This window comes from Fodinicola feengrottensis, assembly GCF_010993775.1.
Lineage (GTDB): Bacteria > Actinomycetota > Actinomycetes > Mycobacteriales > HKI-0501 > Fodinicola > Fodinicola feengrottensis.
In genome coordinates, this window is the sequence record NZ_WOTO01000086.1 from 1 (window position 1) to 26,579 (window position 26,579).

The window sequence follows — 26,579 nt, forward strand, 5'->3', positions numbered from 1 at the left end:
TTGGTGACGATGACCGTTCCGACCATGTGCGCCGTGTCTTCCCATCGCACCGCCGGCACGGGCGTCGCGACCTTGGGTCGCCGAACTGCCACACTTGCTGACGGCTATGGAGCCGGTCGGCCATCAGTACGGAGGGTCGTGCCGACGAAACGTGGACAATGGGGGTGCGCCTCGGGCGGAACCGCTGCGGCCACCGCGGGACATGAACGCCTTGCCGACTCCAGCCAGAGCCGCACCACCAGCGCCAAACAGCGCACCAGTCGCGGCGCCAGTGGCGGTCGCCTGGCCAAGACCAGACCACGAACAGCCAGCAGAAGAATCAGAGCACGTCAGCCCGTACGAAGCGGCCGCAGTCGCACCACCACCGGCGGCACCGCCCGCAGCTCCGGCTAGGACGCTGGTGACCAGTTCCGGAAGGGCCTTGCCCAGGGCCGCCGTGACCAGACGGCCACCCAGGCCCCCGGCAATACCACCGACCGCGCCGCCGACGCCGCCGAGCACGCCTTGCCGAAGGCGGATGCCGAACACCCGCCCTTCTGGCCCTGGGCGCAGTTCACCCCTTGCTCGACCAAACCACCGACCGCGCCCGCCAGCGCGCCGCAGCCGACCGCGCCGACTACCGCGCCCACACCCGCAGTGAATGCTCCGAGAGCGGCTTCACATCCGGCGAAGACGACGGTCGATACGGCGATCGACGCGATCGTGGCCGCATGGGCCTTGATGAAGGTGCCAACTGTCGCCGCTGTCTTGGCCGCCACCGTCGCCGCATGCTGCAACAAAACTACGGAACGGTGATATGCCTCAGCAGCCAAACGTTTGACCCGGGCAGCGGCTTCTAACGCCAGTTGTTTGACACGGGCCGCGTAGGCCTTCGCCTGATTCCACGCATCGTTCACATGCTGAACAGCGGTCTGGATCCCCACCCGCACAGGAACAATGTAGTGGTTGTAAACGTAATTCACGGTGGGCGCGATGTATGTGTTGTAAATATGACTGATGACCGGCGCGACGTACTTCTGGTACGCATGACTAACTGCAGCCGCGGCAACCGCCAGGTGGCACCCGAAGTCCCAGAAGGAGGAACACTGTCCGGACGGATCGGTTCCTCCCAACGGATTGTCATCGACATAGGCGAACGGGTTCGCCGACACCGACTGCGGTGCCGGGTCCAACGACACTGAGTCCTTGTTCTGGAATTGGCCATTCGCTGGGTTGTACCAGCGGGTCGCCATGTTCACCTTGCCAGTGAACGAATCCGTCCACCCCGACTGATAGCCGAGGCCACCGACCATGCCCGCGGTCGCGGTCACATTTCCCATCGGGTCGTAGACCGACGAACCCGACAGCGACGAACCACCCGCGGAGAACTCACCAACAACATCGTCATGCGCATCCGTGAAAGCAAGCACCCCACCTGAAGCGCTGGGCGTGCCGACACTCAGCAAGGACCCATCAGGGCCACGGCTGTACGTGTGCGTGCCGTCCGAGGCAAGATCATCCCCGTACCAGTAAAGGCAAATGTCCGGGCTGAGCCACCAGCGCTAGAGGTGCTCTGGACAACTCGACCAAGCGCGTCGCTCAGATACGTCTGAGTCGGCCCATTGACAGAACCCTGAGTCGCTTGTTGGCCATACGCGTCAGTTGTCGCCGCTGCCGTACCGACCGTGTTGGACTGGCTGGTCAGCGTCCCGCGGGCGCTGTATTTGTACGTGTTGCTGCCATCGCTCGTCAGCTCGTCGCGGGCGTCATACGTATAGACATTCGGACCGACCTGGATGCGGTTGCCCGACGCGTCATATCCGTACGCGGTAGTGGCTGTGCCGTTATTCCACGAGGTCAAACGGTTCGCGTAGTCGTACGTGTAGGTATTCGACGCCGAGGCACCGAAACTCGCAGTCGACTTACTTGTCAGGTTCCCGTTCGCGTCATATCCATAGCCGATGGATGCGACTGATGACGACGAGGCTGCGGCGAGGGTGTCGGTCGCCAACTGGTGGCGATGGTCGTACGTGAAGGTGCGAGTGTCACCGGTAGTTCCGTAACGAATCGTCGACGGCTGAGAAAGCGCGTTGTAGCCCATGCTCAGCTGCGTTCCGGTGACCGGGTCGCTCAACGTCGCGAGCCGGTCTGCGCTGTCGTACGTGTAAGAAGCGGTCCCAGCGGCATCGGTGCGCGAGCTGAGCTCGCCATCGGCGTTGTACCCCAACGAAGTCGACCCAGCGGTGCCATTTGCCGTGAGCAGATGACCGCGATCATCGTAGGTCAAGGTGGCGTTCGTTGCCGGCACCGCCGGCCCGGATGGTCCGGTCGAACCAGCTGCCGCGGAGTTCGCGGTCAACATTCGCCCATCCGGGTCATAGGTAAAGGAACGGTCGGCCGTCGGCGCGTCTGCCCCGGAGCCGGACTGGCCCGTCAGCTCCCCGGATTTGTCGTACGTGCCAGTGACAGTCACTCCACCAGGCGCAGTCTTGGTAGAGACCCGACCATCCGCGTCGTAGGCGGTGGTAGTAGTAGTCCGATCTGCGGCCGATGTGTAGGTGGCCGTCGCCGGATCAATGGTCGACTCGGGCATGTTCCATGAGTTGTACGTGTAAATCCACGGATTGCCGCGCCCGTCGGTGAAACGGGTACGATGCCCGGCCGGGTCATAGCCAAACGACGTGGTTATCGATGTCGTGTCGTCGACCGGCTGAACTTCCTGTGTTACCAGTCCGCTGGCGTCCAAACTGAAGCTCGACGTGTGCCCACGAGCGTCGGTAGACGATTTCAGGTGGCCAGTCAGGTCATAAGTCGCCGAAGTCGTGGCGAGCACCGTCTGCCCGTCCGAGTCCAGCTGTTTGACCTGGATCGGGTCGCCAAGGTGGTCATATGCGGTCGCCGTCGACGTGCCGTCAGTCACCGTTGTCGAGATTTTCCGGCCGAGCAAGTCATACGCCGTATGTGTGACCGAACCAGCTGGATCGGTCATTTGGGTTGGTTCACCGACAGCGTCGTACCCGTATTGGTGACCGCACCAGCCGGAGTTGTCGTCGACGCAAGGAAGGCGCCACCTGGGTTGGTCGCCGATGATGCGTACGACGACGTGGCGGTGTACGCCGCCGGGCTCGGATAACGCTCCAAGGTCGTCGCCGTGACCTGCCGCCCGAGATAGTCATAAGTCGCGCGACTCGCAGCGCCAGCAGGGCTGACCGCTTGAAGCAGCTCGCCATTGTTGTCGTAACTCGACCGCGCCACCCCGCCGCGCGGATCGGTGACCATCGTTCTGTCGCCGATTTGGTCGTAGCTATAGGAAGTGGCGTTGCCGAGCGGATCAGTGATCGTGGTGACGTTGCCCGCATCGTCGTACGCCCAGTTTTGCACAGGTGTGATGGGTGCGCCAGAGCCAGGCGGCGTGTATAGCGGCTGTGCGAGGGAAAGTTTCTGGCCGTTCGCGTTGTACGCCATCGTTGTGACGTTGCCGTCCGGATCCTGCGTCTCGGTCGGGCCACCGAAAGTGTCATAGCCGGTCGTCGATACCGGATGGACGAGCGCAGGAGCGCCGCCACCAGTTTCTGCGCTGACAGCCGGACCGGTCGTGACCGCCAACTGGCTGTCCTCGTCGTACGCGTAACTTGTGGTATTTCCGTCAGGGTCGGTCATCGAGCTGGGCAGACCCCGTTTGTCCAGTGTCCAGGCCACGCTTGACTGATGACCAGCGCTGTCCGCGACCGTACGACTGGTGACGCGGCCGAGCGGGTCGTACGTAATAGTCGTGGTGTTTGTCGTTCCGCTGCCATCGCTGGCGACCGTGGTCAAGGGCTGGTCATCGGGATTGAACGTGGTAGTCGTCGTGCGGTTGACACCCGTCGGATCGACCGTGGTGGCCGTCGTCCGGTCAGCGGCGTCCACAGTGGATGTTGCCTTGGTGGCTCCGTTGTTCGTCAACTGCTGAACCGGGTTCCCAGCAGCATCATAGGTATTCGACTGCTGTACGAACTGGTTCGCGCCGGACGGGTCGCCTTGATGACTGTCGCGATCAAGCCGTTGTCGGTGTAGGTATAGGAAGTCGTATTGCCCATCGCGTCGGTCAATGACGCCATTCGGCCGGACGGATCGTACGCCCGAGAAGACACTGTTAGGTCAGCCGGCGATGACGGGTTGTTCGGATCGCCCGTGAATCCCTTGACTACCTGCGTGAGCATGCGGCCGTCCGCGTCAAACGTGTACGCGGTGGTCGTCCCCGCAGGATCAGCCTCCGAAGTCTTGTGACCGTAAACGTCATATCCGAAGGTCGTCGTCTTGCCACGCCCATCGGTGCTGGTCTGCGCTTGACCATGCGAATCGTACGTGGCCTGGACGACGCGAGGGGCGTCACCACCGGTCGTGTCGGCCGTCGTTTGGGACAGCACCTGCCCGTCGGGCGCGTACACAGTGGACACCTGCGGTGTGTGCACCGCACCAGTGATCCGGTTCGTGATCGCTGGATCAGTCTCCTGCAGCACCTGGCCAAGGCCGTTGTAGGTATACGACGTTGCGACGCCGGCGGGGAAAGTGTCTGACACCTGCTTTTTGGTCGAAACATGACCAAGTCCATCGTAAGTGAAATTTGTTACGAGACCGGCCGCGTCGGTCACCGAGGCCACGTCGCCGTTGTGGAAATAGCTGACTGTCGTAGTCGAGCCTGATGGTGACACGGTCTTGTACGGCAAACCGGCAGGTGCGAACCCGCCGTCAGCAGCCGCGATCGTCGTGCCATCGGTGTACGAGACGTTGGTCGTTCGGCCGTTCGGGAAACCCGTCACCGGCGGTGTGGTGACGATCGTGCGGTTGCCAGCCGCGTCGTATCCGTACGAGGTCAGGTAGGTGTTGTCAGTGGCGCTCGAAGATCGCCCGTCCCGGGTGGTGGCGACTAGGTCGTTTTTCGGGCCTGGCGTGAGAGTTTCGTGCTGGTGTTGTCAGGAAGATGGGTCGTGTAGGTCGTCGAGCAGGACTGCATTGCCTGGTTTTGACAGGTCGTCTGATACTTCGTTGCCGCGTACGTCATGGCCAACGACGGTCACGTTGCCGTTCGGATCCGTGATGGTGTGAGCGAATCCGCCGGTGTCATAGCCATAACTGGTGGTTTGGCCCGTGCCGTCGGTTTCGGAGAGCTGTCGCATCCCGTTCGCCACGTCATACCGATATTTCAGCGGCTTCCCGCCAGGATCGGTCACCGTAACCGTCTCCACCGGCGACAGCCCGGTCGAATTCATCCCGGCCGCGTAATGATTCGCGACTTCCTGGCTGGACAACTGGGTCCGGTAGAGCGCCGCGTCCGAAATCGAGCCGGGGAACCATCCCAGGGTGTTCGTCGGATGGTTCGGCCACGGGGCCCCTGACGCTCCCGCGCCGACATAAGTGAATCCGGATGTTGAAGCCTGCAGGGCCGCGGTCGTCGCACCGACCTTCTGCCCATCAAGATACAGGACCTGACCGTTGGGCGCCGCAGCCAGCGCAGCGTGATGCCATAGACCGTCGTTGACCTTTTTTGGCGTGACGATCCCACCGGATGTGTGGTTCGTATCCCAGAACTTCCCGTACAGTTTGCCGTCTGTACCGACATACATTGCGGGCACGTAGTTCCCGGCGGCCGCCGTCATCGTGGTGATATCCAACGACTGTTCGTCGAACAGCACACCGCCCGCGGTGTTGCCGTTCGGCATTTTAAACCACATCTCAATCGAACCGGGACTCGTTTGCACCTGATCGCTCGCCGGAAGCTGCACAAAAGACGACGTGCCATTGAAAGAAGCCGCGGTCGCGTCCGAAAACGGGCCTGGCGTTCCCAAAGTCACATTCGAATAGGTGCCATTACCGGCGTTGACCTCGTCCAGGGCCGTTGACGCCCCAGCGGATTCGCCCAGCCGGTTGTACGTCGCCGGCGCCGAACCCATGACCGACGAGCGATAGACCTGGCTCGAACCCGTGACCACCGGCGGCTGAATCGTCCACGTACCACCCTTGTCGTCGGTCACCGACTTCACAGTCGCCGACACCGGGTCGTACGTCACCGTCGCATCCGTATTCCCAGAGGGACGTGTGATCGAGTTGAGCAGTCCGGCTGGATGGGTGCCAGCCTGGTAGAGCGCCGTCACACTCTGCTGAGTAGCCGGTTGCGTGGAGAAAGCCGCATCGGCAATCCAGCCTTGAAAATAGTCGCGATCGACCGTGCCGTCAGTCTGCCCTCGCGGCTGAGCCGGCCACTCATTAGAGAGAAATCCCGCACCCAAATGCGTGTACCGATCAACCCACGGCGCATTCTGAGTCACGGTTGGATCCACTCCTGGCGCCGTGCCGACCTGCGCGGCGTCAAGCCACATCGTTTGACCTGTCAGCGATCCAGACAAAACCACGTGGTGCCATTGGCCGTCTGTCACCGCTGCCGAAGTGGTAATGGGCTGTAGTTGCCCATTGGACGAAATGGAACCTGTTGGCCAGAGCATCCCGCGAAGCTTGCCGTCGTAACCGAGGTAGAGCGCAGGCTCAGAACCTTCCCTGGCTGGGTTCTGGGTGCCGTCAATCGGCATATCGCCGTACGAGAACAGCACCGACATGGCCGTGGTGGTTTTGAACCACATCGAAATCGTCGCTTCAGTGTTCGCCCGCATGTTCAAGTCAGGGAGCGCTACGTAAGACGACGAGCCATCAAAGAGCGTGGAGGTCGCCGAACTGCCCGGCAGCGGCCCCGCCTGCCCCAGTGTCACGTTGTGGTACGTGCCGTTGTCATTGCCTTCACCGGCCGGTATCGCACTCGCAGCCACGGTCCCAGCTGTTTCGGCCAACGGCCAGGAAGACTTGGCACCCAAATCGACGACCTGGTTTTGATATTGCGATCCCGCTGTATAACTATATTTCGTACAACCATTGGCCGTGTCTACCGGCGAACAGACCTGTGTCAGCTGGTCATTAGCGTACGTGTATGTCCATGTCTGAACCGTAGAAGCGTTCCCCGGCGTCGCCGGATCCGTTGCGACGGACCGATATGCGGGCTCGTCGCGCCGCCTGGCGTGCTCCATCCAAGATGCAGCGCACGCCCTGAGGCAGACGAGGTTGCCGTCGTAATGTGGCCGGACGCCCAGGCGAAGTTCACCGCTCTGTTGCTGGCGTCGGCAACGGAGGTAATGCCGTACGCTCCGCCTCCCAGCGCCTGGATGAAAGTGTAAGTCGTGTCGTCTTTGTCAACCAGCTTGTAACCACCGGTCGTCGTGGTAAACGTGGAGAACCGTCCAGACGGTGGCGAAAACGACCCGTCCGAGTTCTTGCCGAATCCGACGGTTGAGCCACCGGGATAGGTCACTGCCACACTCGCCACGGCGCCCGATGGGCTGTATTGTTCCGACGCCTTGGCATCGAAAACGCTGGCCCATCCCCCGCCGAACGCCTCCGACAGGCGGACATCTCGCGAGTTGTAGTCCCGCTGAACGGATAGCGACGGCCCTACTGTAGTGACTTCGGCGTCGGTCGCCGATGTGGTGTAGTTTCCATTGTCAGGGCTGAAGCCACGGCCACCTGGGTTCTGGGACAGCGCGGACGTCACCAACGGTTGCGGCACTTGGATGGTCAGGGTATTGAGATCCCCGCCGGCGGAATAGTTGGTGCCGTCAAAATTCTGCACCATCCAGTAACAGGTCTGCCCCAGGCCAACCTCCCAGCTGGAATAGTCCAATAGTTCGCTGTCTGAAGACCCGAGTCGGCGACTTTTGTCCCGTTAGTGTCGAACACAGTGAACTGGAACTTCTGCGATGGCGCTGCTTCCACGTCGTAGTTGCCCGTGGCGGACAGCACCGGCGTCTGGGTAGTGGAGGTGGTGCCATTGGGTGGATTGCTATCATAAATCTGGGGCAACATCGCACCGTTGTACGTCAGGTCCATGTACGGATAGTTGTCGCTGTTGTTGTCCGAATCGAACTGCTTCCAGTGCACGTGATCGGCGGTCGAAGCGTACAAAGACAAGCCAGCGTCCGGACTACTGCTGGCAGCCCACGAGGTCATCACCGACGACGAAACAGGAACAGAAACCCAGTCACCCTTGGACCGATCGGCCGTGGTATTCGCGCAGGCATTCGGCACGCTCGGCGTCGCCGAGCCAATCGACCCACCGACCGACGGGCCAGGGTAAGCCCCGGCCGATGATCCGGTCCACTGCACCGTCACCTGCGCCACATCAAAACGCTCTGGAGTGCAGGTGAACGCCCAACTGTCGAACACATGCAGGATCGCCGAGCTAACGGTCACATGCGACCCGTCCAGCCCAGCGGTGTCCAGCTTGATGAACGAGTTCGCCTTGTAGGAGCCGTCGAAGGTGCCGACCTTGAGCGTTGGATCCCCCGAATGGTCGACGGTAGGAGTGTCGGTGTCCGCGTAAGTCGTCACCACGGGATAGAGGCCGCCGGTCGATGGGTCGACGGTTACCGGGAAGACTCGTTGGGGGGATTTGAGCCAGGTGGCGTCGAGGGTCGTCTCAATTGTCTGCTGGCCGTCCGTCCGCGGCGGTGGTGAGTTTCGACGTAACCGCGCGGGTAGTGGCCGGGTCGCCGGAGGACGGGTCGACTTTGGAGTCGTACGCGTACGGGGCGGGGATGCGGCCGGCGGGTTTGCCGGTCGAGTCGGTCAGGGAGATCGAGCCGTCGGCTTGCTGCGACGCAGTCAAACCACGGAGTTTCAGCGGAAAGACCCACGAGTTCGCCGCAGTCGCGGAGTGCAGGATCACCGACTCCTTGACGCCGGAATTGGTGGGGTGCACCTGCAGGTCGGTGTCCGGCAAGACACCGGGATAAGTGGCGGTCGAGCCAGCGATGGCCGGAGCCACCGCGGTCGCGCCCTGCAGTCCGTACGAGATGCCGCGACCGGCGGTCAGGCTGTTGTCGAGGCCGAAGCGTACGAGGTTCGGATCGGTGGCCGAGCCGGCGAAGTCGAGGGCGAGGGAGTTGGCTTTCTCTTTCCAGCGACCGTCGACGCTAGTCAGGCCGGTGTTCGCCTGCCACGCGCCGGAAGAATCCTTGTAGTTCGTCGGTTGTTCGGACAGCCGCCGGGTGTACGAGCCGTCCGCGTTCTGAAAGTACGTGGAGGTGGCCGTCGACTTGGTAGCGACGCGTTTGCTGGTCTTGGCGTCAAATCTTCCGGGGCCGTGGCCGCTGGGGCCGACCGGGGTTTTCTTCGCCAACGGCGAGTACGCGGGCAGCTCGCCTTTGCCGTGACCAGGCGGCCGGCCGGTGCCCCGGTTGGCCTTGGTCGCGGACGCCGGCACCAAATGGGACTTTCCGGCCGCCGTGCCGGTCGGCTGGACGGGAAGATTTCCCCACTTGGCCACGGGGCCGCCGGTCAGCCAGGTCAGCGCGGCAGACAGCGAGAAACTCGGCAGCGGGAGCAGCGGACCACCGGTGGGGCTGGCGAATGCCGTCGCCGGATCGGCCGAGAATGTCAGCAGAAACGTCAGCACCACCAGGAGGGCGATGTGCCTTCGGCGTCGATGCGAACGGCGACCGCGCTCTGAGCTGGACATCAAAAATCCACGCATGCGAGAAGCCATGACCCCGTCCCCGTTGCTGATTCCCGGCCAGACCCGGCGCACGTCAGCGCCGAGAGTCCGCCTGGTGAAGGTACGCCTGGAGGCGCAATCTCAATCAGAGAAATGTGTAGCCTGCCGAACACGACTGGTCAAGCATTTTCGACGATGAGCCTGCCAACCTCCGACCATGCCAGAAGTGCTCGCCAAGACCAAAACAGCCGCAAACTACCTCATCAATCAGCGCCGAAAAAACCGAAAGGAAGCGGTCAGAGCGGCCGTACGAGGACGAATCCCAGAAAGGAGCCGAGCGTCCCAACAAGGCCACCTCCGGTAATTCTTTCTTTAATTCTTATTGACTGAAGAATTGCCCCTTTCGGGATCTGGTCAACTCCGGTTCCGCCAGCTACGCTGACGCGGCCGCGCTGTCGGCACTGATGGCAAACGGGGACAGGTAGACACCATGGGGAAGACCGCAAAGCGGCCTTACTGGCTGAGACGACCAAGAAATCTGGTGATAGCGGCCGGCGCCGCCGTTGTCGTGGTGGCGTTGGCGATGTGGCTGGTCGTGACGCCACATTCCGAGCCGTCGCGGGCACGTATCTATCTGGCGTTCACGGCATGTCTGTTGACCGACAGTCGAGGGACGGCCGGTGAAGCGGCCCCGGTGTGGGCGGGGATGCAGAAAGCGTCACTCACCACCCACGCCAAAGTGCAGTTTCTGGCCGCATACGGCCCGCAGACCGAAGCGAACGCCGTTCCGTACGTGAACACGCTGGCCCAGCGCAAATGCAACGTCATCCTGGCCGCGGACAAGACCTCGGTCGACGCGGTGGCCAGCAACGCCCATCGCTTTCCTCGGACAACCTTCGTGGTCGTGGGGTCGCAGGCTGCACAAAGCAACGTCGTGGTCGTCAATGCCTCGCACGACCAGATCCCGGCCGCGGTGGAGGGCGTGATCAAGAAGGCGGTGGCCGGATAGCCATCGGCATGCTCCATCCTTGAGCGGACGGATCTCCGATGGGACAGGGGCAGGACTTTGGCGTTGACAGCGGTCATCGTGCTGGCCACCGCGGCTGGGCTGATCGGCGCACGACTGACCGGCCGGGCGGACGGAAAGCCAAGGAGACTGCCGGCGGCCGGCAGCTGGTTGCTGGTGGTGACGGCGCTGATCTACGTCAACCAGGTGCTGTTCACCGTCTACATCGTACGAGTGCACCACGGCGACACGTCGTTCATCGCAGGCGATCTGCCGACCGGCTGGTTCGCACTGGCCAAAGACAATCCGGTCATCAGCACCATTGCCCAGCATTTCCCGTGGCCGGAGCTGCTGGCGCCGACATTGCTGCGAGTGCAGGCTTTCCTGGAGCTGCCATTCACGATTTTCGCTTTCCTGACGGTGTGTCGCTGGTACGGGCCGGGCCTCTATCACCGGGCCGCAAGGCTGGCGTGGCCGGCGGCGGTGGCGTGGACGGTGACGTTTTGCCTGATCGAGTGGGCACTCCGCACGCCGTACACGGTCCAGGACATCGTGATCCGGCTGGCGTCAATGATCGTCGTGCCCTTCACGGTACGCAAAAAACAGAAACGCCAAAAGAAGAGCAGCCGGTTGACCTACTGGTTTTCGCCGCATCGGCGGGCGCACTGAGCTATCTCGTCCTGGTCGTGTACGACACGGCTTTGCTCTACAACCTCGGGCACGTCGCCGCTCAGCTGCCGGGAGCCGCCGTCGCGGCGGCGGTCCTGGTGATCGCCAGGGTGCTGGCCAAGGTGCGTACGGCAAAGCGGCCAGGCCCTGCCATCGATTCGATCACCACGTCGTTCCGGTGGCTGATCCTCCTGTTTTTCGTGCCGGCCCTACCGATTCGGTACGGCCTCAGCTTCGGCAGCAGACTCGCCGAAATCGCGGCCCTCGCGGCAGGCCTGGCGGTCGGGGCGGCGGCCGCGACATTAGGACTCCGCGAAGCCTTTGGGCGTACGAGCGGAAACCGTGCGGTCTGGGGAGGGCAGATTGCCGGGGCCCTGATTGTCGGAGCGGCCGCCGGTTGGGGCGCCCTGAAGGCGGTTCCCAGCGGCTATCCCGAAACCAGGCTGCTCGCCGGGGTGGCCGTCGCGGTGCTGGTGACCAGCCTGGCCTGCGGTGCCCTCGACTGGGTACAAAGGCGCAGAGAGTCCCCCATCAGCCACTCAACGCTGTAATGTCGGATAGGACATCTCACCGGTGAGGCGCGAGCGTCACGAGTGAGGAGGGCCGGCCGTGAGCAGACGGTTGGCGAGATGGGTCGGTGGGCGTGCCGTGGCGGAGGCGCCGGCGGTGGCCGCCGAGCCGTTGATCGCGGCGCATCGGCGGCATTTCCCGAAAGCGGATGTCGACGTGCTGCGGCGCGGCTTCGAGGTGGCCGCTTTTGCGCACCGCGACCAGAAACGCAAGTCCGGCGCACCGTACGTGACGCATCCGCTGCGGTCGCACTGCTGCTGGCCGAGCTCGGCATGGACACCACGACGCTGGTGGCGGCGCTGCTGCACGACACCGTCGAGGACACTTCCCTTGGCCTCAACCAGGTAAGGGACGAGTTCGGCGCCGAGGTCGCGGTGCTGGTCGACGGGGTGACCAAGCTGGACGGCTCGAAATGGGGCGACCGGGCCGAAGCCGAGACCTTCCGCAAGATGATCCTGGCCGCCGCCGACGACCTGCGAGTCATCCTGATCAAGCTGGCTGACCGGGTGCACAACCTGCGCACCCTGCATTGGCATCCCAAACCGGAGAAACGGGAGCGGATCGCGCGCCAGTCCGTGCAGTTGCTGGTCCCGCTGGCCGAGCGGCTCGGGGTTTACGTGCTGCGGCGAGAAATGGAGGATCTCGCCTTCGCCAATCTGCGTCCGGAGGCGTACGAGGAAATTCGTGCCTCTCTCAAGGAAACCGAGCGAGATCGGGCGGCGAGGCTCGGGCCGCTGGTGGACCAGGTCACCCACGCGCTTCGGTCCGCGGGCCTGAAAGCGCAGGTGGAAACCCGCAACCGGCACCTCTATTCGATCCACCGGGACCGGCGCGCCAATCCCATCCTGGACCAGACAATCCGAGTAGGCGACGCCACCCGCATCACCATTCTCGTCAACGGACCGGATGCGGACTGCTATCTGGCTTTGGGCGCCGTGCACGCGATCTGGCATCCGATGCCGGCCCGGATGAAGGACTTCATCGCGGCCCCCAAACACAATCTCTACCAGTCTTTGCACACCACGGTGGTGACCGCGGACGAGGACGTGCTGGAGGTGGAGATTCGTACGCCCCGCATGCACCGGCTCGCCGAATTCGGGATCATCGTGCATATCAACGACGCGGCGCAGACCTCCACACGGCTGGTACGAGACGCCGCTCGGCGGCCTGACCTGGACTGGCTGCGCAACCTGCTGGCCTGGCAGGCGCACCCGGATTCGGGACAGTACCTGGATTCCATCCGGCCGAGCTGCGCAGCGGCAGCATCGTCGTCTTCACCGAGACCGGAGATGTGTGTGCCGCTGCCCCGAAACTCCACCCCGATCGACTTCGCCTACGCGGTCGACCCGGAGCTGGGCGCACATGCGATCGGTGCGATGGTCAACGACCGGCTGGCTGGGCTGCACACCGCACTGGACGATGGCCAGGTGGTACGGATCCTCACCAGCGACAGCACCACACAGGGCGGGCCGTCCGAAGTGTGGCTGGAAACCGCGCAAACGGGCAACGCGCGGGTCCACATTCAACGCTGGCTGGACGAACAGCGCGCCGACCGGGCCGCCGTCGACGGCCGGCTGCGGCTGGTCAAGGTCCTTGCCGAGAACGAGACGGACCTGCTGGAGCTGGAGCAGCACGGCGTCGCGCTGGCCGTGTGCCGGCGGTTGGGCTATCCAGACCTGGAAGCCCTCTATGCGGCAGTCGCGAACGAAACCGTGGTGACGGCGGAGCTGGCCGAGCAACTGGTGGCCACTCCCGCCCGCCGCCGCCCCTGTGTACGGCCAAGAATGATCCATTCGACGCCGTCCGCCCAGCGTGGGAGGGTGGTCGGGTGAGGATCACCGTGGTACGAACCGGGGGCTTCGGGGGCCTGCGGCTGGAGAAGTCGCTGGACACCACCGACCAGCCGGAGCTCGACAGCCTGGTCGACCACGCCGACCTCGTCGCCGGCACCGCACCCGAACCCGCTTACGCGGACCGTTTCGTGTACGAGATCAGCACCGACGACGGCCGCACCGGCGTGGTCGGCGAGACGCACATGAGCGACTCGCAGCGCACGCTGGTCGACCGGGTGATGGCTACTTCCTGACCAGACCGGCGGGTACCGGCAGAATGGGCGCATGACCACGGGTGGACCGCCGCCAGGACCATGGCGCCCAGACGGGCGCCCAGAGCCGAACGGCCAGCCAGCGGGCGGCCCGGCGGCCGGCATCGTCGGCTACGGCAAGCTGGAGCTGATCGCGCACGGCAGCTCGGCGCTCATCTACCGGGGCGTCCAGCAGCGGGTCGGCCGGGTGGTGGCGATCAAGGTGCTGACTGTCGACGAAGAGACGACCGCACACCACATCCAGCGCGAACTCGACCTCACCGTGCGGCTGTCCAGCCACCCGCACATCGTGTCGATCATCGACACCGGCACCACCTCGACCGGCAACCCGTACATCGTCATGGAATATTGCGAAGGCGGCTCGTACGCGGAAATCCTGCGCCGGCACGGACCGCGGCCGGTCGCCGAGGTGATCGACATCGGGATCAAGATCGGCGAGGCGCTGCAGGCCGCGCACGACGTCGGCATCATTCACCGGGACGTGAAGCCGCCGAACATCCTGCGCTCCAGGTTCGGGCCGGCGCTGGCCGACTTCGGTATAGCGCGGGCCGCCGACGACATGTCCAGCACCCACACGCTGGACAAACTCACGCCGTACCATGCCTCCCCAGAGGCCCTGGAGCGACGTACGCAGTCGTTCCGTCTCGGACATCTACAGCCTCGCGTCCACCCTCTGGCACCTGCTGGCCGGCCGCGCGCCCTTCATCGACCCGAGCGAGCAGGTCCAGGACGTGGTGCAGTTCCGGCTCCGGGTGCTGACCGCGCCGGTGCCGCCGCTCCCCCGGCAGGACGTGCCGCCGTGGCTGCAAGCCGAGCTCGTACGAGCGATGTCGAAGGACGAGCGGCATCGGCACGCCACCGCGATGGAGTTCGCAGGGGTGCTGCGCGACGGTGGCCGCGGCCAGTCCGGGCCGGCGCTGTGGCCGGCTCTGGACCAGGCGCTGCGTACGCCGCCGGCCGACCCCTGGGCGCCGACGAGCGCGCCGCCGGCGATGCCGCTCGCCGAGCCGGACCCGGACCGTACGGTGGTGGCCCGACCTGGGGAAACGACCGGCCCGGGGGCCGGGCGGGGGGCGCGCCACCGGTCCCGTCCGGGGTTCCGGCGGCAGCGCCGGTGAGCGCCCACCCAGCCGCCGCGGTGCCGCAGTCCGCGCCATCCCAGCCGGTCTCACCTCAGTCCGCGCCACCACAGTCCGCAGCGCCTCAATCGGCACCCCCAGCCGTACAACCCACGGTCCCGCCTGCGGTTCAGCCGTGGTCAAGTCCGCCAGCCAGCGCGCCGCCGACGCTCCAACCGGCACCCACGTCGGCTCAGCCGGCCAGCCCGTGGGGGCACCGGCTCCGGCCTCCGCACCACCAGCCACACAGTCACCAGCCGCACAGTCACCAGCCGCCCATCCCCCCGTCACCCAACCTCGACCGACGTACCAGCAGACGTACGCACCGACTCCCCCGCCACCACTGCTGCCGCCTTCCCCGTCGAAACCGGCCGAGCCGCCCCCGCCGCGCCGCGGAATAGGGGTGCCGATCCTGATCGCCGCGATCATCGGCCTGGTGCTGGGCCTCGCGGTGGTCGCGCGTGCTCGGCGGCTCGCTGCTGAACCCCGGCCCGACCGCGAGCCCGACCATCCCCACCAAGCTGACCAAGGAAAACGCGCCGACCGACATCCAGCTCGCCGACCAGGGCAGCTCGGTCACGGTGACGTGGAAGGATCACACCGGCGGCGCCGCCAGCTACGTGATTTCGGTCGTACGTCAAGACGCCGGCCATCACGCGGTGCCGCAGACAACTGAAGCCGGCCGCACGTCGCGCACCATCGCCGGCCTCGACCCGAGCATCGACTACTGCTTCGTGGTGGCGGCCGTGCTGGACGTGGGCAACCTCGCCGCCGCCGATGCGGTCTGCACGCACCGCCGGCCGGGCCCCGCGCATTCCTGAGCTACTACCGCCAGAGCAGTGGTCTCGGGTTAATCCGCCACCACAACCGGCGCATTTTCCCGCGCGGCCGCAACAGCGCGGATTCGTAGCCCTGCGCGAAAGCGACCGCCCGCGCCGCGTCGGCTTCCCGCGCTGGGCCGTACGAGAAACTCACGCTGTTCACCAGTTCGGCGAGCGGCTGCAGGGCCGGCAACCCGCCGAAAAGCTCGTCTGACTGGACCGAGGTATCGGCCGTACGCACAGCCCAGGTGGCGATTTCCGACGCGTTCAGATGCGGCGGCGGTCGGCGGCCGTCCATCCGCAAGGTGTCCAAAGTTTCGGACCACGCCCCGACAATCCGGTCGGCAGGGTCGCGCGCCGCGAGGCGCGCCCTGGTACGCCGCCGCCGGGCGAAAGCCAGTGCCATCGAAATCGCCAGCAGTACGAGCAAAACCGCGAGCACTGTCCACAGTGGCCAGAGCCGTAGCAGCAACGGGGCCGGCGGCTGGTGCACGTCCGGGTCGCGACCCGGACCCTTCTTGTCCGGCGGTCCCTGCAGCTGGGCGAGCTGCTGGAGTTTGACCTGCTGGTCCTTTTTCGCCTGCGGCGTCTGGGCATCCGGCGGCGGGGTAGCCGATTTCGCGGTCGGGGTCGGGTCGAAAGCCACCCAGCCAACGCCGTTGAAATACACCTCGGGCCAGGCGAAGGCGTCGCCACTGCGGACAACCCAGCGGTTGTTGCCGACCGAATGGCCGGCGTGGAAACCCACGACGACCCGGGTGGGCAGGCCGACAATCCGTGCCATCACGGCGAAAGACGCGGCGAACTGCTCGGACGTGCCGCGGCCACCGTGTTTGGAGGTCAGGAAGAACGCCAGGGTGGCTAGGCCATGCCCGCTGGCGGCCTCCGGGTCGAACGCATACGTGTTCTTCAGGTAACGCTCCAAAAGCAGCGCCCGCTGGTACGGAGTGTCCGCGCGTTTGGTGTTCTGCTGCGCCAAAACCGTGATCACCGGCGGCACCCCGGACGGGACCGCGAGGTCTGGGGCGAGGTCGCCGGAGGTCGGCGTGTCCGCGGTCGCCAGCTCGCTGGCGGACGGCTGCGCCAGCGTCGACGTGACCGTGTATCCGAGCCCTGGCAGCAAACCCTGCGGCCGTACGAGCGAACCCGTGGTGTCGACCGACACCTGCACGCCGGTCACCTGCCGGGGCTGTTCGACCGCCGGCAGCCAGAGGCCGGTCAGTCCGATAACGGTGATCCGCTGCTGCAGCGTGGCCGCGGACCCGTCCGTACCCACCGCCGCTGGCAGCACGCTGCCGGCCGACCGGTACGCCGAACCCGGCGTCCAGGCCAGCCCGTCGTACGTGTCGAGGGCGACCAACCGGATCCGCTGCGGCGACGGGCTGGTCACCTCCATCAGCACCTCGCTCGGCCGCTGCGCCCAGCCGGCGATCTCGCCCAGCGGGTTGACCTGGTCGAGCCGCTGCTGGGGCGGAGTCACGTACGCGCGCGGATCGACCGGGTCGCCGCTGCGCAGCCCCGCGACCAGCGGGCCAACCGCCACCACCGCTGCGACGAAGACGACCACCGCGACCACGGCGCTGACACCGGCGCGTACTTGATGGGCCGCCGCCCGCCGGATCCCGCCGGCCGGCCGGGTCGCGACCAATGCGACCGCGGCCACGAAAACGAAAGCCAGCATCGCCGGCACCGAGCCCGACGCGTTCGGGCCAACCAGCACGAGTGCTGCGGTCAAGGCCAGAACAGCCGGCAACAACGACAGCAAAGCACGGCCGGTCCGCAGCGCGATCTCGGCGCCAGCGGCCGCCGCGAGCCAGCAGATTCCCAGTGGCAGCACCAAAGTCGCCGGCGTGACCTGCACCGGAATGGTGGCCGTCAGAACCTGCGCGCCGGTGTTCCGGATCGCGCCGAGATAAAGCGTCGCGATCGACCCAGGGTCCAACGAAGGCACCAGAAAAACCACCACGACGGTGAGTACGACGAAAAAGGCGAGCGAGAGGATCGCCGAGAAAACCAACCGCAGCTTCAGAAAAGTCGTGGCGAGCGCGATCAGCAAAGCGCCAGCGGCGGCGATGGCCACCCACAATGGCAGGCCCAGGCCCGAGTAAATGCGGCCGATCGTCGCCGACCCCAGCCCGGCCGCGACGGCCGCTGCGACGGCCGGCAGGATGCGGCCCATTCGCGACGGCGCGGCCACTTTCGCGATCCCTACCAAGCCGGCACCGCGTTCCAGCCATCGGCGAAGGCGGCCGCGTCGGCAGCCGCGATCAGCGTGACGCCGGGCAGCCGGGCGGCTCGTACGTCAGAGCCGCCGAAAGCCCCGATCACCACGGTCGGATAGACCTCGGACAGGGCGGCCGCCTGGTTCAGTTCGGACCCATCAGTGGAACCGCTGCCGGTCAACAAAATCGCGGTGTCCCCCCCGGCGGCGGTGCCTGAGCCGCTGCAAAACCGACCCGAACGGCGTACCTTCCACCGGCCTGACCTCGGCCAACAAGTCCAGCAGCGGTTGTACGCCAATGTCCGGCCCGCCCTCGATCAGCGCCCCGCTGGCCAGGTGCAGGTCGACGGTGAGGCCGCTGCCAACGACCGCGGTCACCACTGAAGCGGCCGCGTCGACGGCGTCCTCGAAGCCGTCCCCGTCGTATACCTCCGGCCGGTCGTCCAGCACCACCGCGATCCGCGGCAGGCTGGTGTCCACGTGCTCGCTCGCGGACCATCAGCTGACCAATGTGCGCGGACGTACGCCAATGCACGTGCCGCAGGTCATCGCCGGCCACATATTCCCGCAGCGCGTGGAAAGTGATGCTGCCGTGCTGCACTTTGTCGACGATGCCGTCCAAACTGCGGTTGGTGCCGACCGGCACGTGCAGCAGCGGATAAACTCGCGGGTGCACCCAAACCCGGGCGGCTTTGCCGTACGGCCAAGCCAGTCGGACCAGACCCAGCGGGTCGCGGCGGGCGATCCGCAACGGCCCCACATCGACAATTCCGCGCCGCCGGGTGGGCACCTGATAAGTCGTGGTGATCTCCTCGCGCGGCGACAGCCGGATCGGCTGCAACGGTTGGTCCGCCTCGAAATCGCGGCCAGCGCAGTGATCTTCACCGACCAGGGCGGCCGAGCGCCACCGCGAGCCGTTGCGGATCTGTACCACTCCGAGGCATTCCTGGCCGCGGGCCACCCGGGCCGGTTCGACCCGGCGCTGGACGCGCAGCGGCGGCCGGGAAGCCACCCACACCACCGAGCCGATGGCTGCGATCAGACCAGCGGTGCCGAGCACCGCGAGGTCCGAGTAGCCGAAAACCAGGCCCGCCACCAGCAACGCGACGGCCGCGAGCGGCAGCCCGATCCCGCGTGCGGTCAACCCCCGTCTGGCCAGGTCGGCGATCCGATCGAGCACTAGTCAGAACCCGCGCCCACCGGCTGCGGCACCGCGACCGTCTCCATCGCCTGCCGCAGCACTCCGTCGGCTGTGCTGCCGCGCATCTGCGCGTCCGGCGCGAGCAGCAGCCGGTGCGCCAGCACCGGACCGGCCAGCTCTTTCATGTCCTCCGGGATCACGTACGGCCGGCCGTTGGACAGCGCCCACACACACCCGGGCCGCGCGGGTCAGCGAGATCGCTCCTCGCGGGCTGACACCGACCCGCACCTCGTCCATGCTGCGGGTCGCGGCCGCCAACCGTACGGCGTAGAGATAAAGCGGGTCGGCGATGTGTGTACGCGCGAGGCCAACGACACCAGCCGCGACACCGTGCTGGTGTGGTGTCGGTGACCGCGTGCAGCTGGTCGACGCTGTGGCCGGCGGCCGCCGCCCGGAGCACCTCGACCTCGTTCCGCTCGTCCGGATAGCCGACCGAGATCCGCATCAGGAAGCGGTCCAGCTGCGCCTCCGGCAGCCGGTACGTGCCGTCCATCTCGACCGGGTTCTGAGTGGCGACGACCATGAACGGCCGGGGCACCGGGTGGCCCGTACCGTCCACCGTGACCAGCCGCTCCTCCATGACCTCCAGCAGCGCCGACTGGGTTTTCGGGGACGACCCGGTTGATTTCGTCGGCGACCACGATGTTCGCGAAAATCGGTCCATTGTGGAATTCGAAGGCTCTGGTCGCCTGGTTGAAAATCGTCACGCCGGACACGTCCGACGGCAGCAGGTCCGGGGTGAACTGGATCCGCCGCCACTGGCCCTGCACGCTCGCCGCGATGGCCCGCGCGCGAGTGAGGTCTTGCCAGTCCCAGGCACGTCCTCGATCAGCAGGTGACCCTCCGCGAACAACGCGGTCAAAGCCAGCCGAACCACCTGGTTCTTGCCCAGGACGGCCAGCTCCACATTGGACACCACCCGGCCGAACGTGTCGACGAAACCCTGGACTTCCTGCGGCGTGGGCGGCTGCTGCGCCGGTACGGTCACCCGATCACTCCATTGTGGACGGTCATCTTGCTGGTCAGCATCTGGGCAGGTTGTTCAGCTGGTCGTCGGATTGTTCCAGATAGGCACCGACAACGTACCCGCCACCGGCATTGGGGATATAGATCCAGTAGGTGCTCTGCCGGCCCTTGCCACCGTTCTCGCTCTTGTGTTCGTCGACCTGGTTTCCGGTCTGTGACTGGTAACCAATGCCGTAGCATTCGGCCGACGCGGAGGCGCCCTTGCCCAGCTTGCCTTTGTTGGGGGGACCGTGGTCCGGGTCCGACTGCGGCACGTTCTGCAGGATGCCAAGGCCACAGTCCCCGCCGGGCTCGGCATTGTCACAGCTGTTGGTGATGGTGAACACCGTGCTCTGCACCGTGCCGCTGGCATTGGCGGTCAGGCCGGTCGAAGAGGTGGCGACGACCTTGTAGTCGTAGTTCGTGCTGGCCTTGGGCACGGTGGCCGAGCCGCCCGTGCAGCTGCTGATCTTCTTGCCGTTGAGGGTGATCGCGCACGTACCACCCGGGGCACCGGCGCCCCAGTCGACCGTGAAGCTGATCGCCACCTGGGTGTAGCCACCGCTGCTCTCGTTGACCCGCGAGATTTGCGGCGGCGGGTTGCTCGCCTTCCCGGTCGCGGCGCCAGGCTGGCTGTCACCGGCTTCGTTGCGCGCCACCAGGGAAATGCTGGCCGACGCGCCGGGGGCGAGGTTCGGGACGTTGAGGCTGGTTTGGTCGGGGGTCACCTGCTGCGCCACGCCATTCACGGTCGCGGTGTAGCCGGACAGCGGCTTGCCGTTCTCGTTCGGCTTGGGCCAGGTGAAAGTCACCGAAGTCGCGGTGACCGCGCCGGCCGAGACGACCGGCTGATCAGGCACCGTGTACGGGGTGACCTGCGAAGGCGCGCTCGGCGGGCTGGCGGTCGCGGCGCCCTCGGCGACGACCGTGATCGCATATGCGTCGCCGTAGGTCAGAGTCCCCTTGGGCAGGGTGAGGCTCTTCGCAAGATTGGCGTCGAAAGACTGGTCGCCGTTGGCGCTGCTCGCGATGACCTTGTAGTTGGTGATGCCGGGCCCCTGGTCGAGCGGAGGCGTCCACTTCACCAGCACCGAGCCGTCGGATGGGTTCGCGGTCGCTTGTACGGCCATCGGGATGCCGGGCACGTCACCGGTCGGGGTGACCGGGTTCGCAAGCGCCTCCGGGCCGCTGCCGACCCGGTTCCGGGCGGTCACCGAGAAGCGGTATTCCACGCCATTGGTGAGCCCGTCGACGGTCGTCGAGTGCCGGCCGGACGACACCACCTTGGACGACATGCCCGGGGCGGACACCACGTACGAGTTGACCGCGCCGCCGGTGGCCGGCGTACGCCAGCTGAGCTGCACCGACCTGTTCCCGGCGGACGCGTCCACCGACGGCACCTGGCCGGGCGCCTTCAACGCCGGCGCGCTCGGGCCGTTGCCGCTGTCCGGGGTGGTGCCGCCGCCGGGCGAGCCGGGCGACGGGTTGGCGCCGGTCGCGCCGCCGCCGACCGGGTTCGGGTTGGGGTGGGGTGGTGGGCGGCGCCTGCGCTTCGCCCTGGTCGGTCGGGCCGGGCACGTCCGGCGGGTATTTGTCCACGTCGAGCCGGGTGCCCTGGCCGTCTACCACTACCGCGTGGGACGAGCTGGGCGCGTTGATCACCAGGTGGTCCTCACGGACCTCCAGCTCGATCGGGCCGTTCGCGTCCGGGATCGCGATCGGCGTCGCCGGGGTCCCGGTCAGGCCGAGCACCTGCACGGAGTGAGCGGTGTTGTCAGCCACGTTCCGCCCGCCAAAGACCACCGCGGGCCCGAGATCCTTGCCCGTACCAGGCACTTTGACCTGGTTGACGGTGGTGCCGTTGACCAGGAACACCGTCCGCGAATCCGGCTGGGTGACCGGGATGACGCCGTCGGCGTGGTCCGGGATGAGCACCGGGCCGCGGATCGGGGACTGGACGACCGAGGCGATTTTGCTGTCGGTGAGGGTGGAAATCTGACCGTTGGTGGTGTCGATGACGGCCGCTCCCGAGCGCAGGGCGGTCATCGCGTACGAGTGCCCTGGTTCGCCAACCTTCGCGGTCGCGGCCACCTGGGCGCCCTTGGCGGTGGTGTTCGCCGCCTCGGCGGCCTGGGAGCCCGCTCCGGCGCCGCCGCGCTGACCGCGACCACGGTGCCCTGGCTCGACACGGTGAACCAGAGCCGGCCGGTCTCGTCCGCCCCCCGCCACTCAGGGTCGGGAACGACAGCGGCGAGCCGATCTTGGCCAGCGTCGCCGGGTCGATCTGCTGGACCTGCCCGCTCAGGTCGTTGACCAGGAAGGCCGCGTCACCGGCCAGCACGACCCGCACATTCGGTCCCTGCGGGCCCTGTGCCTTGCGAGCGGCGCCGAGCTGGTTCAGGTCGAGCGAGGAGATCTGGCCGGTGTCCAGGTCGCGAATGAGGACGTGCTGGTCCGTCTGGGTGATCTGCACGCGGTGGCCGTGCGTCGTCGGTCAGCGGCGCCCGCTGGTCGACCTTGCCGGAAGACGTGTTGACCCGGCCGGCCTCACCCTTCTGAGACGACCACAGCCACACGTTGCCGTCCGAGATGTTCAGCACCCCGGCTCGCCGCGCCGGCGCCGAAGACCGTCGCGAACATCGAGCCGAGCAGCACCGCCACACACGACAACCGACGCGAACCCGCCCGAATGCGACAACCGCCCGCGCAGGAACGGCAGTGACCCGTCGGCCCTGCGCGCGGAGAGCTTCATGACTGGAATCCCCGTAGGTCGTTGGCACCGGATGACACCTCAGCGGAAACTGCCCACATGGTACGCCGAGCAACCTACCCACTCCGTACGTTCTCCTGACCTGTGGGTATGCCCTTTGGTTCAGCCTGATATGTCGGCTAGAAGCCGAGTTTGCGCAGTTGCCGCGGGTCGCGCTGCCACTCCTTGGCGATCTTGACGTGCAGATCGAGGTAGACGCGGCGGCCGAGCAGCTCCTCGATGGCCGCGCGGGCGGTGCTGCCGACCTCCTTCATCCGCGCACCACCGGCGCCCAGCACGATCGCCTTCTGGCTCTGACGCTCCACATACACCACCGCGTGGATGTCCATCAGAGCGTTCTCTGAGTCGCTGCGCGGACCCATCTCCTCAACGGTGACGGCGAGCGAGTGCGGGAGCTCGTCGCGTACGCCCTCCAGCGCGGCCTCACGGATCAGCTCGGCGATCATCGTCTCGGTCGGCTCGTCGGTGACCGCGCCCTCCGGGTAGAGCGGTGGCGACTCCGGCAGCTGCTTGATCAGCAGCTCGGAGAGCAGCTCGACCTGGTCGTCGGCGACCGCGGACAGCGGCACGATGTCCTCGAAGGAGATGCCGGCGTGCTCCCCCAGCTTGGCCACCCCCATCAGCTGCTCAGCCAGCTTGGCGGGGCCCACCAGGTCGGTCTTGGTGACGACGGCGAACTTCTTCGCCTGCTTCAGCCCGGCGATGTCGGCGGCGATCCGCCGGTCGCCCGGCCCGATCGGCTCGTTGGCCGGGATGCACAGCACCACGGCGTCGACCTCGGACCAGGTGGCCCGGACGATGTCGTTGAGGCGCTGGCCGAGCAGCGTACGAGGCTTGTGCAGCCCAGGCGTGTCGACCAGGACGATCTGCGCGTCGGCCCGGTGCACGATGCCGCGGATGGCGTGCCGGGTCGTCTGCGGCTTGCTGCTGGTGATCGCCACCTTCCGCCCCACCAGGGCGTTGATCAGCGTCGACTTGCCGGTGTTCGGCCGGCCCACCAGGCACAGAAACCCCCGCTCTGTACTCCGTCACCGCCCCATCATCGCGTACGCGGCTAAGATGGATGGCCAGCGGCCTCGATGGGCACCCCCTCCGCACCGGGGCCGCTCTGTTTTCCAGCTAGCTCTCTGACCAGATTTGCTTGCCAGTGCTCGGGTTTCGGTGCTCGTCAGCGCCGACTAAGCTCGGTCGTCCGTACCAGCGTTGGGGGAGAAAAATGGCAGCCGCGCGGGCCGTCCACACCGTCGGCAGCATGCCGTTGGACCTGCACACCGCCGAAGAGACGATGCGGTTGACGCTGGACTCCGCCGGTCCGCTGCTGCGATCGCTGTCCGACGGCGAGCCCGGCCGCAACTACGTCCAGCCGGTGGTCGACGGCCTCGATGGCCACCCGGCGCTGCGCAAGGTCAACGCCGGCGACTGGTCGACGATGAACAAACGCACGATGTACAAGGTGAAGCGCGGCCACACCCTGCGCGAGAAACCGCTCGACGACTACTTGCTCTATCTCACCAGCGCGATCGACAACTGGCCGATTTTCCTGCGGCTGCGCGAGGAATACCAGCTGCCGGAGCTGTCGTACCAGGTCGGACTGCCCACCGACTTCGTGTTGTCCTTCATTGCTTTCGGGCCCGGCGGTGCCTTCAGCAAGGAGAACCACCGGGCGTTCCTCGAAGCGACCGAACGCGGCATCCACCGCATCCATGAGTTGGCCGGTGACCAGGTGATTTTCCAGGTGGAAACGCCGGCCGAGACGTTGCTGAGCGCCAACGCGCCCGGCCCGGTGCGGCCGGTCGCGGCCCGGCTGCTGGCCAAGGGCGTCGCGCGGATCGCCCAGCAGGCCCCGATCGGTGCCCGGTTCGGCATTCACGTGTGCCTGGGCAGCCTCACCGACGACGCCCCGGCCGGCCCCCGTACGGCGGGACAGCAGACCACCGTACGCAATGCTGGCCAACTCACCAGCATCGTCAATGCCACCAAGGAAATCTGGCCGGCCGATCGGCCGCTGGAATTCGTGCACCTGCCGCTGCTCACCGATCGTGGCGAGGGTTTCTACCGCGGGCTCGACAAGCTCGAGGTCGGCGACACCCGGATCGCCGCCGGGATCGTACGCGAGGAGATCCCCTTCGACGAGCAGCGCCGGACGCTGGAGTGGGTCGAATCGCGGGTCGGCCGACAGGTGGACATCAGCCCGTCGTGTGGGCTCGGCCGGCGACCCGACGCCACCGCCGCGAAAGCCGCGTTGGACCGGGCGGTCGCCCTCGCCGAGTCCTGATTTCCTTTACCGCAAAGGCAAATCAGCTCTTGCGGGCGACCGCGCCAAGCACCAGGTTGCCCTCGGCCGGCATCGGGGCGACCTGCGGGCCGTCCGGCCACCACTCGTTCAGCACGGTCAGGCCCGGGTCGAGCACCTGCCAGTCACCGAAGAACTGGGTGATCTCCGCGCGGTCGCGCCAGGTCAGCTTCTCGATCACCGCGCTCAGGGTCTGAAAAACCCGCACGCCGAGTCTCTGTTCTCGCTGTCCTTGCCTGGCATGGTCATCTGGGCGATGGCCACATATGACCCCGGCGCCATCCGCTCCAAATACTGGGCGACGAAGTCCTGCGGCTTGGCGTCCTCGTCGACCAGATGCAGGATGCCCACCATCAGCAGCCCCATCGGGCGATCCAACTCCAGGTGGGCCGCCACCGTCGGGTTGGCGAACAGCTTCTCCGGGTCGATGAAGTCAGCGTCGACGAAATGGGTGTGCTCGTTCTCCTCCAGCACGCGCGCGGCCGTGCGCGACGACGACGGGGTCGTTGTCGACGTACACGACAGTGGCGTCGGGATTGACCTGCTGGGCGATCTCGTGGGTGTTCTGCGCGGTGGGCAACCCCGAACCCAGGTCCAGGAACTGGTCGATGCCAGCCGGGCCGGCGAGGAACCGCACCACCCGGACCAGCCACTTGCGCTGCTCCTGGACGATCAGCGGGAGGGCCGGCGCGAACTGCGAGATCTGGTTGAAAACCGCGCGCGGTCGACTTCGAAGTTGTCCTTGCCGCCGTTGAACAGGTCATACACCCGGGCGTGGCTCGGCCGGTTGGTGTCAATCTGCGGCGGGATGTAATCCCGGCCGGAAGGTTCGCCGACACTCGACATCTATTGGCCCCACTCAAAGTTTGTTCCCGACCTATGACTCAGGACAGCCCCGCGCCAGCATTCTACCGGGTCGTCGCGTTTCATCGCGAACTGATCCGAAAAGACGCCTTCCCACATTCTCTCGGTCTGACCTTCGGGTCAGAATAGTAGATACCGCCCGGAGCGGAGTTGCCAGTACGGCGAGAGTACGGTGAGATGACTGCGCATCACTCGCTGTCGCGGGGAACAACAAGGGAGTGTGTTCAGCGTTGTCCGGTCCTCCCCAGCAAGCCGGATGCGTCATCGCAGGCGGCGGCCCCGCCGGGATGGTGCTTGGCCTGTTGCTGGCCAGAGCCGGCGTGGAAGTCGTGGTGCTGGAGAAACACCCGGACTTCCTGCGGGACTTCCGTGGCGACACCGTGCATCCGTCCACGCTGACGCTGCTGGACGAGTTGGGACTGTCCGAGCAGTTCGACCAGA

General features: G+C 66.1%; 29 protein-coding genes and 3 pseudogenes. 11 read left to right on the forward strand and 21 right to left on the reverse strand.

Annotation, left to right across the window (positions count from 1 at the left end):
* Positions 1-389 precede the first annotated feature (389 nt).
* From GNX96_RS44920 to GNX96_RS44950, 8 genes and pseudogenes are all read right to left on the reverse strand, one after another.
* Positions 390-1,319 carry an RHS repeat-associated core domain-containing protein gene (locus GNX96_RS44920; protein ID WP_279583209.1) on the reverse strand — a complete coding sequence of 310 codons (930 nt, stop codon included), beginning with the start codon at positions 1,317-1,319 and terminating at the stop codon, positions 390-392.
* 119 nt (positions 1,320-1,438) lie between these two features.
* Entirely contained in the window at positions 1,439-2,899 is a 1,461-nt protein-coding gene (locus GNX96_RS44925) for an RHS repeat domain-containing protein (protein WP_279583197.1), read from the reverse strand.
* A gap of 65 nt (positions 2,900-2,964) precedes the next feature.
* Entirely contained in the window at positions 2,965-3,924 is a 960-nt protein-coding gene (locus tag GNX96_RS44930; protein WP_163573547.1) for an RHS repeat protein, read from the reverse strand.
* Positions 3,921-4,781, reverse strand: coding sequence for an RHS repeat protein (locus GNX96_RS44935; RefSeq protein WP_163573548.1), 861 nt, complete (start codon positions 4,779-4,781; stop codon positions 3,921-3,923). Before GNX96_RS44935 ends, GNX96_RS44930 begins: the two co-directional genes overlap by 4 nt.
* Before the next feature lie 153 nt (positions 4,782-4,934).
* On the reverse strand, positions 4,935-7,034 hold the full coding sequence (locus GNX96_RS44940; RefSeq protein WP_163573549.1) for a LamG domain-containing protein: 2,100 nt from the start codon (positions 7,032-7,034) through the stop codon (positions 4,935-4,937).
* A gap of 332 nt (positions 7,035-7,366) precedes the next feature.
* Positions 7,367-7,636 (reverse strand): annotated as a pseudogene (locus GNX96_RS66640) (DUF6531 domain-containing protein); the annotation flags it as partial.
* The gene (locus GNX96_RS44945) at positions 7,579-8,391 is read right to left on the reverse strand and encodes a DNRLRE domain-containing protein (RefSeq protein ID WP_163573550.1); all 813 of its coding nucleotides are present in this window, start codon (positions 8,389-8,391) and stop codon (positions 7,579-7,581) included. The pseudogene GNX96_RS66640 and the gene GNX96_RS44945, both read right to left, overlap by 58 nt.
* Before the next feature lie 88 nt (positions 8,392-8,479).
* Positions 8,480-9,520 (reverse strand): hypothetical protein, encoded by a 1,041-nt coding sequence (locus GNX96_RS44950; protein ID WP_163573551.1) that lies wholly within the window; start codon positions 9,518-9,520, stop codon positions 8,480-8,482.
* Between the two features lie 466 nt (positions 9,521-9,986).
* Between GNX96_RS44950 and GNX96_RS44955 the strand changes: the two genes are divergently transcribed.
* From GNX96_RS44955 to GNX96_RS44985, 9 genes and pseudogenes are all read left to right on the forward strand, one after another.
* A complete protein-coding gene (locus tag GNX96_RS44955) occupies positions 9,987-10,505 on the forward strand; it encodes a BMP family ABC transporter substrate-binding protein (RefSeq protein WP_163573552.1) in 519 nt (172 codons plus the stop codon).
* 63 nt (positions 10,506-10,568) lie between these two features.
* Entirely contained in the window at positions 10,569-11,171 is a 603-nt protein-coding gene (locus tag GNX96_RS44960) for a hypothetical protein (RefSeq protein ID WP_163573553.1), read from the forward strand.
* A 17-nt stretch (positions 11,172-11,188) separates the two neighbouring features.
* Entirely contained in the window at positions 11,189-11,722 is a 534-nt protein-coding gene (locus GNX96_RS44965; RefSeq protein WP_163573554.1) for a hypothetical protein, read from the forward strand.
* Between the two features lie 58 nt (positions 11,723-11,780).
* Complete coding sequence (locus GNX96_RS60110; RefSeq protein ID WP_279583198.1) at positions 11,781-12,089, forward strand: hypothetical protein; 309 nt, start codon at positions 11,781-11,783, stop codon at positions 12,087-12,089.
* Positions 12,014-13,573, forward strand: coding sequence for an HD domain-containing protein (locus GNX96_RS44970; RefSeq protein ID WP_279583199.1), 1,560 nt, complete (start codon positions 12,014-12,016; stop codon positions 13,571-13,573). The genes GNX96_RS60110 and GNX96_RS44970 overlap by 76 nt, the downstream gene beginning before the upstream one ends.
* On the forward strand, positions 13,570-13,827 hold the full coding sequence (locus tag GNX96_RS44975) for a protealysin inhibitor emfourin (protein ID WP_163573556.1): 258 nt from the start codon (positions 13,570-13,572) through the stop codon (positions 13,825-13,827). The genes GNX96_RS44970 and GNX96_RS44975 overlap by 4 nt, the downstream gene beginning before the upstream one ends.
* A gap of 31 nt (positions 13,828-13,858) precedes the next feature.
* Positions 13,859-14,416, forward strand: a pseudogene (locus GNX96_RS66645) (serine/threonine-protein kinase); the annotation flags it as partial.
* A 28-nt stretch (positions 14,417-14,444) separates the two neighbouring features.
* Positions 14,445-14,963: a serine/threonine-protein kinase gene (locus GNX96_RS60120; protein ID WP_279583201.1), complete on the forward strand. Its 519-nt coding sequence runs from the start codon at positions 14,445-14,447 to the stop codon at positions 14,961-14,963.
* Positions 14,964-15,424: 461 nt separating this feature from the next.
* The gene (locus GNX96_RS44985; protein ID WP_163573558.1) at positions 15,425-15,784 is read left to right on the forward strand and encodes a fibronectin type III domain-containing protein; all 360 of its coding nucleotides are present in this window, start codon (positions 15,425-15,427) and stop codon (positions 15,782-15,784) included.
* Positions 15,785-15,788: 4 nt separating this feature from the next.
* Here GNX96_RS44985 and GNX96_RS44990 read toward each other — a convergent pair whose 3' ends face one another.
* The 9 genes and pseudogenes from GNX96_RS44990 to era form a co-directional block, all read right to left on the reverse strand.
* Positions 15,789-17,981 carry a transglutaminase family protein gene (locus tag GNX96_RS44990; RefSeq protein ID WP_163573559.1) on the reverse strand — a complete coding sequence of 731 codons (2,193 nt, stop codon included), beginning with the start codon at positions 17,979-17,981 and terminating at the stop codon, positions 15,789-15,791.
* 11 nt (positions 17,982-17,992) lie between these two features.
* Positions 17,993-18,187 (reverse strand): hypothetical protein, encoded by a 195-nt coding sequence (locus tag GNX96_RS60125; RefSeq protein WP_279583202.1) that lies wholly within the window; start codon positions 18,185-18,187, stop codon positions 17,993-17,995.
* A complete protein-coding gene (locus tag GNX96_RS44995; protein WP_279583203.1) occupies positions 18,184-19,149 on the reverse strand; it encodes a DUF58 domain-containing protein in 966 nt (321 codons plus the stop codon). Before GNX96_RS44995 ends, GNX96_RS60125 begins: the two co-directional genes overlap by 4 nt.
* A 35-nt stretch (positions 19,150-19,184) precedes the next feature.
* Entirely contained in the window at positions 19,185-19,376 is a 192-nt protein-coding gene (locus GNX96_RS60130; RefSeq protein WP_279583204.1) for a hypothetical protein, read from the reverse strand.
* The gene (locus GNX96_RS60135; protein ID WP_279583205.1) at positions 19,343-19,786 is read right to left on the reverse strand and encodes an AAA family ATPase; all 444 of its coding nucleotides are present in this window, start codon (positions 19,784-19,786) and stop codon (positions 19,343-19,345) included. The genes GNX96_RS60130 and GNX96_RS60135 overlap by 34 nt, the downstream gene beginning before the upstream one ends.
* Before the next feature lie 85 nt (positions 19,787-19,871).
* Positions 19,872-19,976, reverse strand: a pseudogene (locus GNX96_RS60140) (AAA family ATPase); the annotation flags it as partial.
* 252 nt (positions 19,977-20,228) lie between these two features.
* Positions 20,229-21,575 (reverse strand): fibronectin type III domain-containing protein, encoded by a 1,347-nt coding sequence (locus GNX96_RS45005; RefSeq protein WP_163573560.1) that lies wholly within the window; start codon positions 21,573-21,575, stop codon positions 20,229-20,231.
* Positions 21,576-22,804: 1,229 nt separating this feature from the next.
* Positions 22,805-22,963, reverse strand: coding sequence for a hypothetical protein (locus GNX96_RS60145; protein WP_279583206.1), 159 nt, complete (start codon positions 22,961-22,963; stop codon positions 22,805-22,807).
* A gap of 137 nt (positions 22,964-23,100) precedes the next feature.
* Positions 23,101-23,979, reverse strand: a complete 879-nt coding sequence (gene era, locus GNX96_RS45010) for a GTPase Era (RefSeq protein ID WP_390624323.1) — start codon at positions 23,977-23,979, stop codon at positions 23,101-23,103.
* Positions 23,980-24,197: 218 nt separating this feature from the next.
* On the opposite strand from era, the gene GNX96_RS45015 reads away from it, so the two are divergent.
* Positions 24,198-25,256: a hypothetical protein gene (locus GNX96_RS45015; RefSeq protein ID WP_163573561.1), complete on the forward strand. Its 1,059-nt coding sequence runs from the start codon at positions 24,198-24,200 to the stop codon at positions 25,254-25,256.
* Positions 25,257-25,278: 22 nt separating this feature from the next.
* On the opposite strand, the gene GNX96_RS60150 is transcribed toward GNX96_RS45015, so the two are convergent.
* Genes GNX96_RS60150 through GNX96_RS66650 form a run of 4 tightly spaced genes read right to left on the reverse strand, consistent with a single transcriptional unit; the run spans position 25,279 to position 26,120 of the window.
* Positions 25,279-25,455 (reverse strand): SAM-dependent methyltransferase, encoded by a 177-nt coding sequence (locus GNX96_RS60150; protein WP_279583207.1) that lies wholly within the window; start codon positions 25,453-25,455, stop codon positions 25,279-25,281.
* A 5-nt stretch (positions 25,456-25,460) separates the two neighbouring features.
* Entirely contained in the window at positions 25,461-25,748 is a 288-nt protein-coding gene (locus GNX96_RS60155; RefSeq protein WP_279583208.1) for an SAM-dependent methyltransferase, read from the reverse strand.
* Positions 25,708-25,977 (reverse strand): SAM-dependent methyltransferase, encoded by a 270-nt coding sequence (locus tag GNX96_RS60160; RefSeq protein WP_313885952.1) that lies wholly within the window; start codon positions 25,975-25,977, stop codon positions 25,708-25,710. The genes GNX96_RS60155 and GNX96_RS60160 overlap by 41 nt, the downstream gene beginning before the upstream one ends.
* Positions 25,947-26,120, reverse strand: coding sequence for an SAM-dependent methyltransferase (locus GNX96_RS66650; protein WP_390624324.1), 174 nt, complete (start codon positions 26,118-26,120; stop codon positions 25,947-25,949). The genes GNX96_RS60160 and GNX96_RS66650 overlap by 31 nt, the downstream gene beginning before the upstream one ends.
* 248 nt (positions 26,121-26,368) lie before the next feature.
* Here GNX96_RS66650 and GNX96_RS45025 point away from each other — a divergent pair.
* A partial coding sequence (locus GNX96_RS45025) for an FAD-dependent monooxygenase (protein ID WP_163573563.1) occupies positions 26,369-26,579 on the forward strand: 211 nt, incomplete at its 3' end.

Excerpts from the sequence above, each read along its gene's own strand:
- GNX96_RS44940 (WP_163573549.1), bottom strand. The coding sequence starts at position 7,034 with ATGGAGCACGCCAGGCGGCGCGACGAGCCCGCATATCGGTCCGTCGCA.
- GNX96_RS60135 (WP_279583205.1), bottom strand. The coding sequence starts at position 19,786 with ATGGAGGAGCGGCTGGTCACGGTGGACGGTACGGGCCACCCGGTGCCC.
- GNX96_RS45015 (WP_163573561.1), top strand. The coding sequence starts at position 24,198 with ATGGCAGCCGCGCGGGCCGTCCACACCGTCGGCAGCATGCCGTTGGAC.
- GNX96_RS44950 (WP_163573551.1), bottom strand. The coding sequence starts at position 9,520 with ATGTCCAGCTCAGAGCGCGGTCGCCGTTCGCATCGACGCCGAAGGCAC.
- GNX96_RS60145 (WP_279583206.1), bottom strand. The coding sequence starts at position 22,963 with ATGAAGCTCTCCGCGCGCAGGGCCGACGGGTCACTGCCGTTCCTGCGC.
- GNX96_RS66650 (WP_390624324.1), bottom strand. The coding sequence starts at position 26,120 with ATGTCGAGTGTCGGCGAACCTTCCGGCCGGGATTACATCCCGCCGCAG.
- GNX96_RS44955 (WP_163573552.1), top strand. The coding sequence starts at position 9,987 with ATGGGGAAGACCGCAAAGCGGCCTTACTGGCTGAGACGACCAAGAAAT.
- GNX96_RS60120 (WP_279583201.1), top strand. The coding sequence starts at position 14,445 with ATGCCTCCCCAGAGGCCCTGGAGCGACGTACGCAGTCGTTCCGTCTCG.
- GNX96_RS44920 (WP_279583209.1), bottom strand. The coding sequence starts at position 1,319 with ATGGGAAATGTGACCGCGACCGCGGGCATGGTCGGTGGCCTCGGCTAT.
- GNX96_RS44970 (WP_279583199.1), top strand. The coding sequence starts at position 12,014 with ATGGACACCACGACGCTGGTGGCGGCGCTGCTGCACGACACCGTCGAG.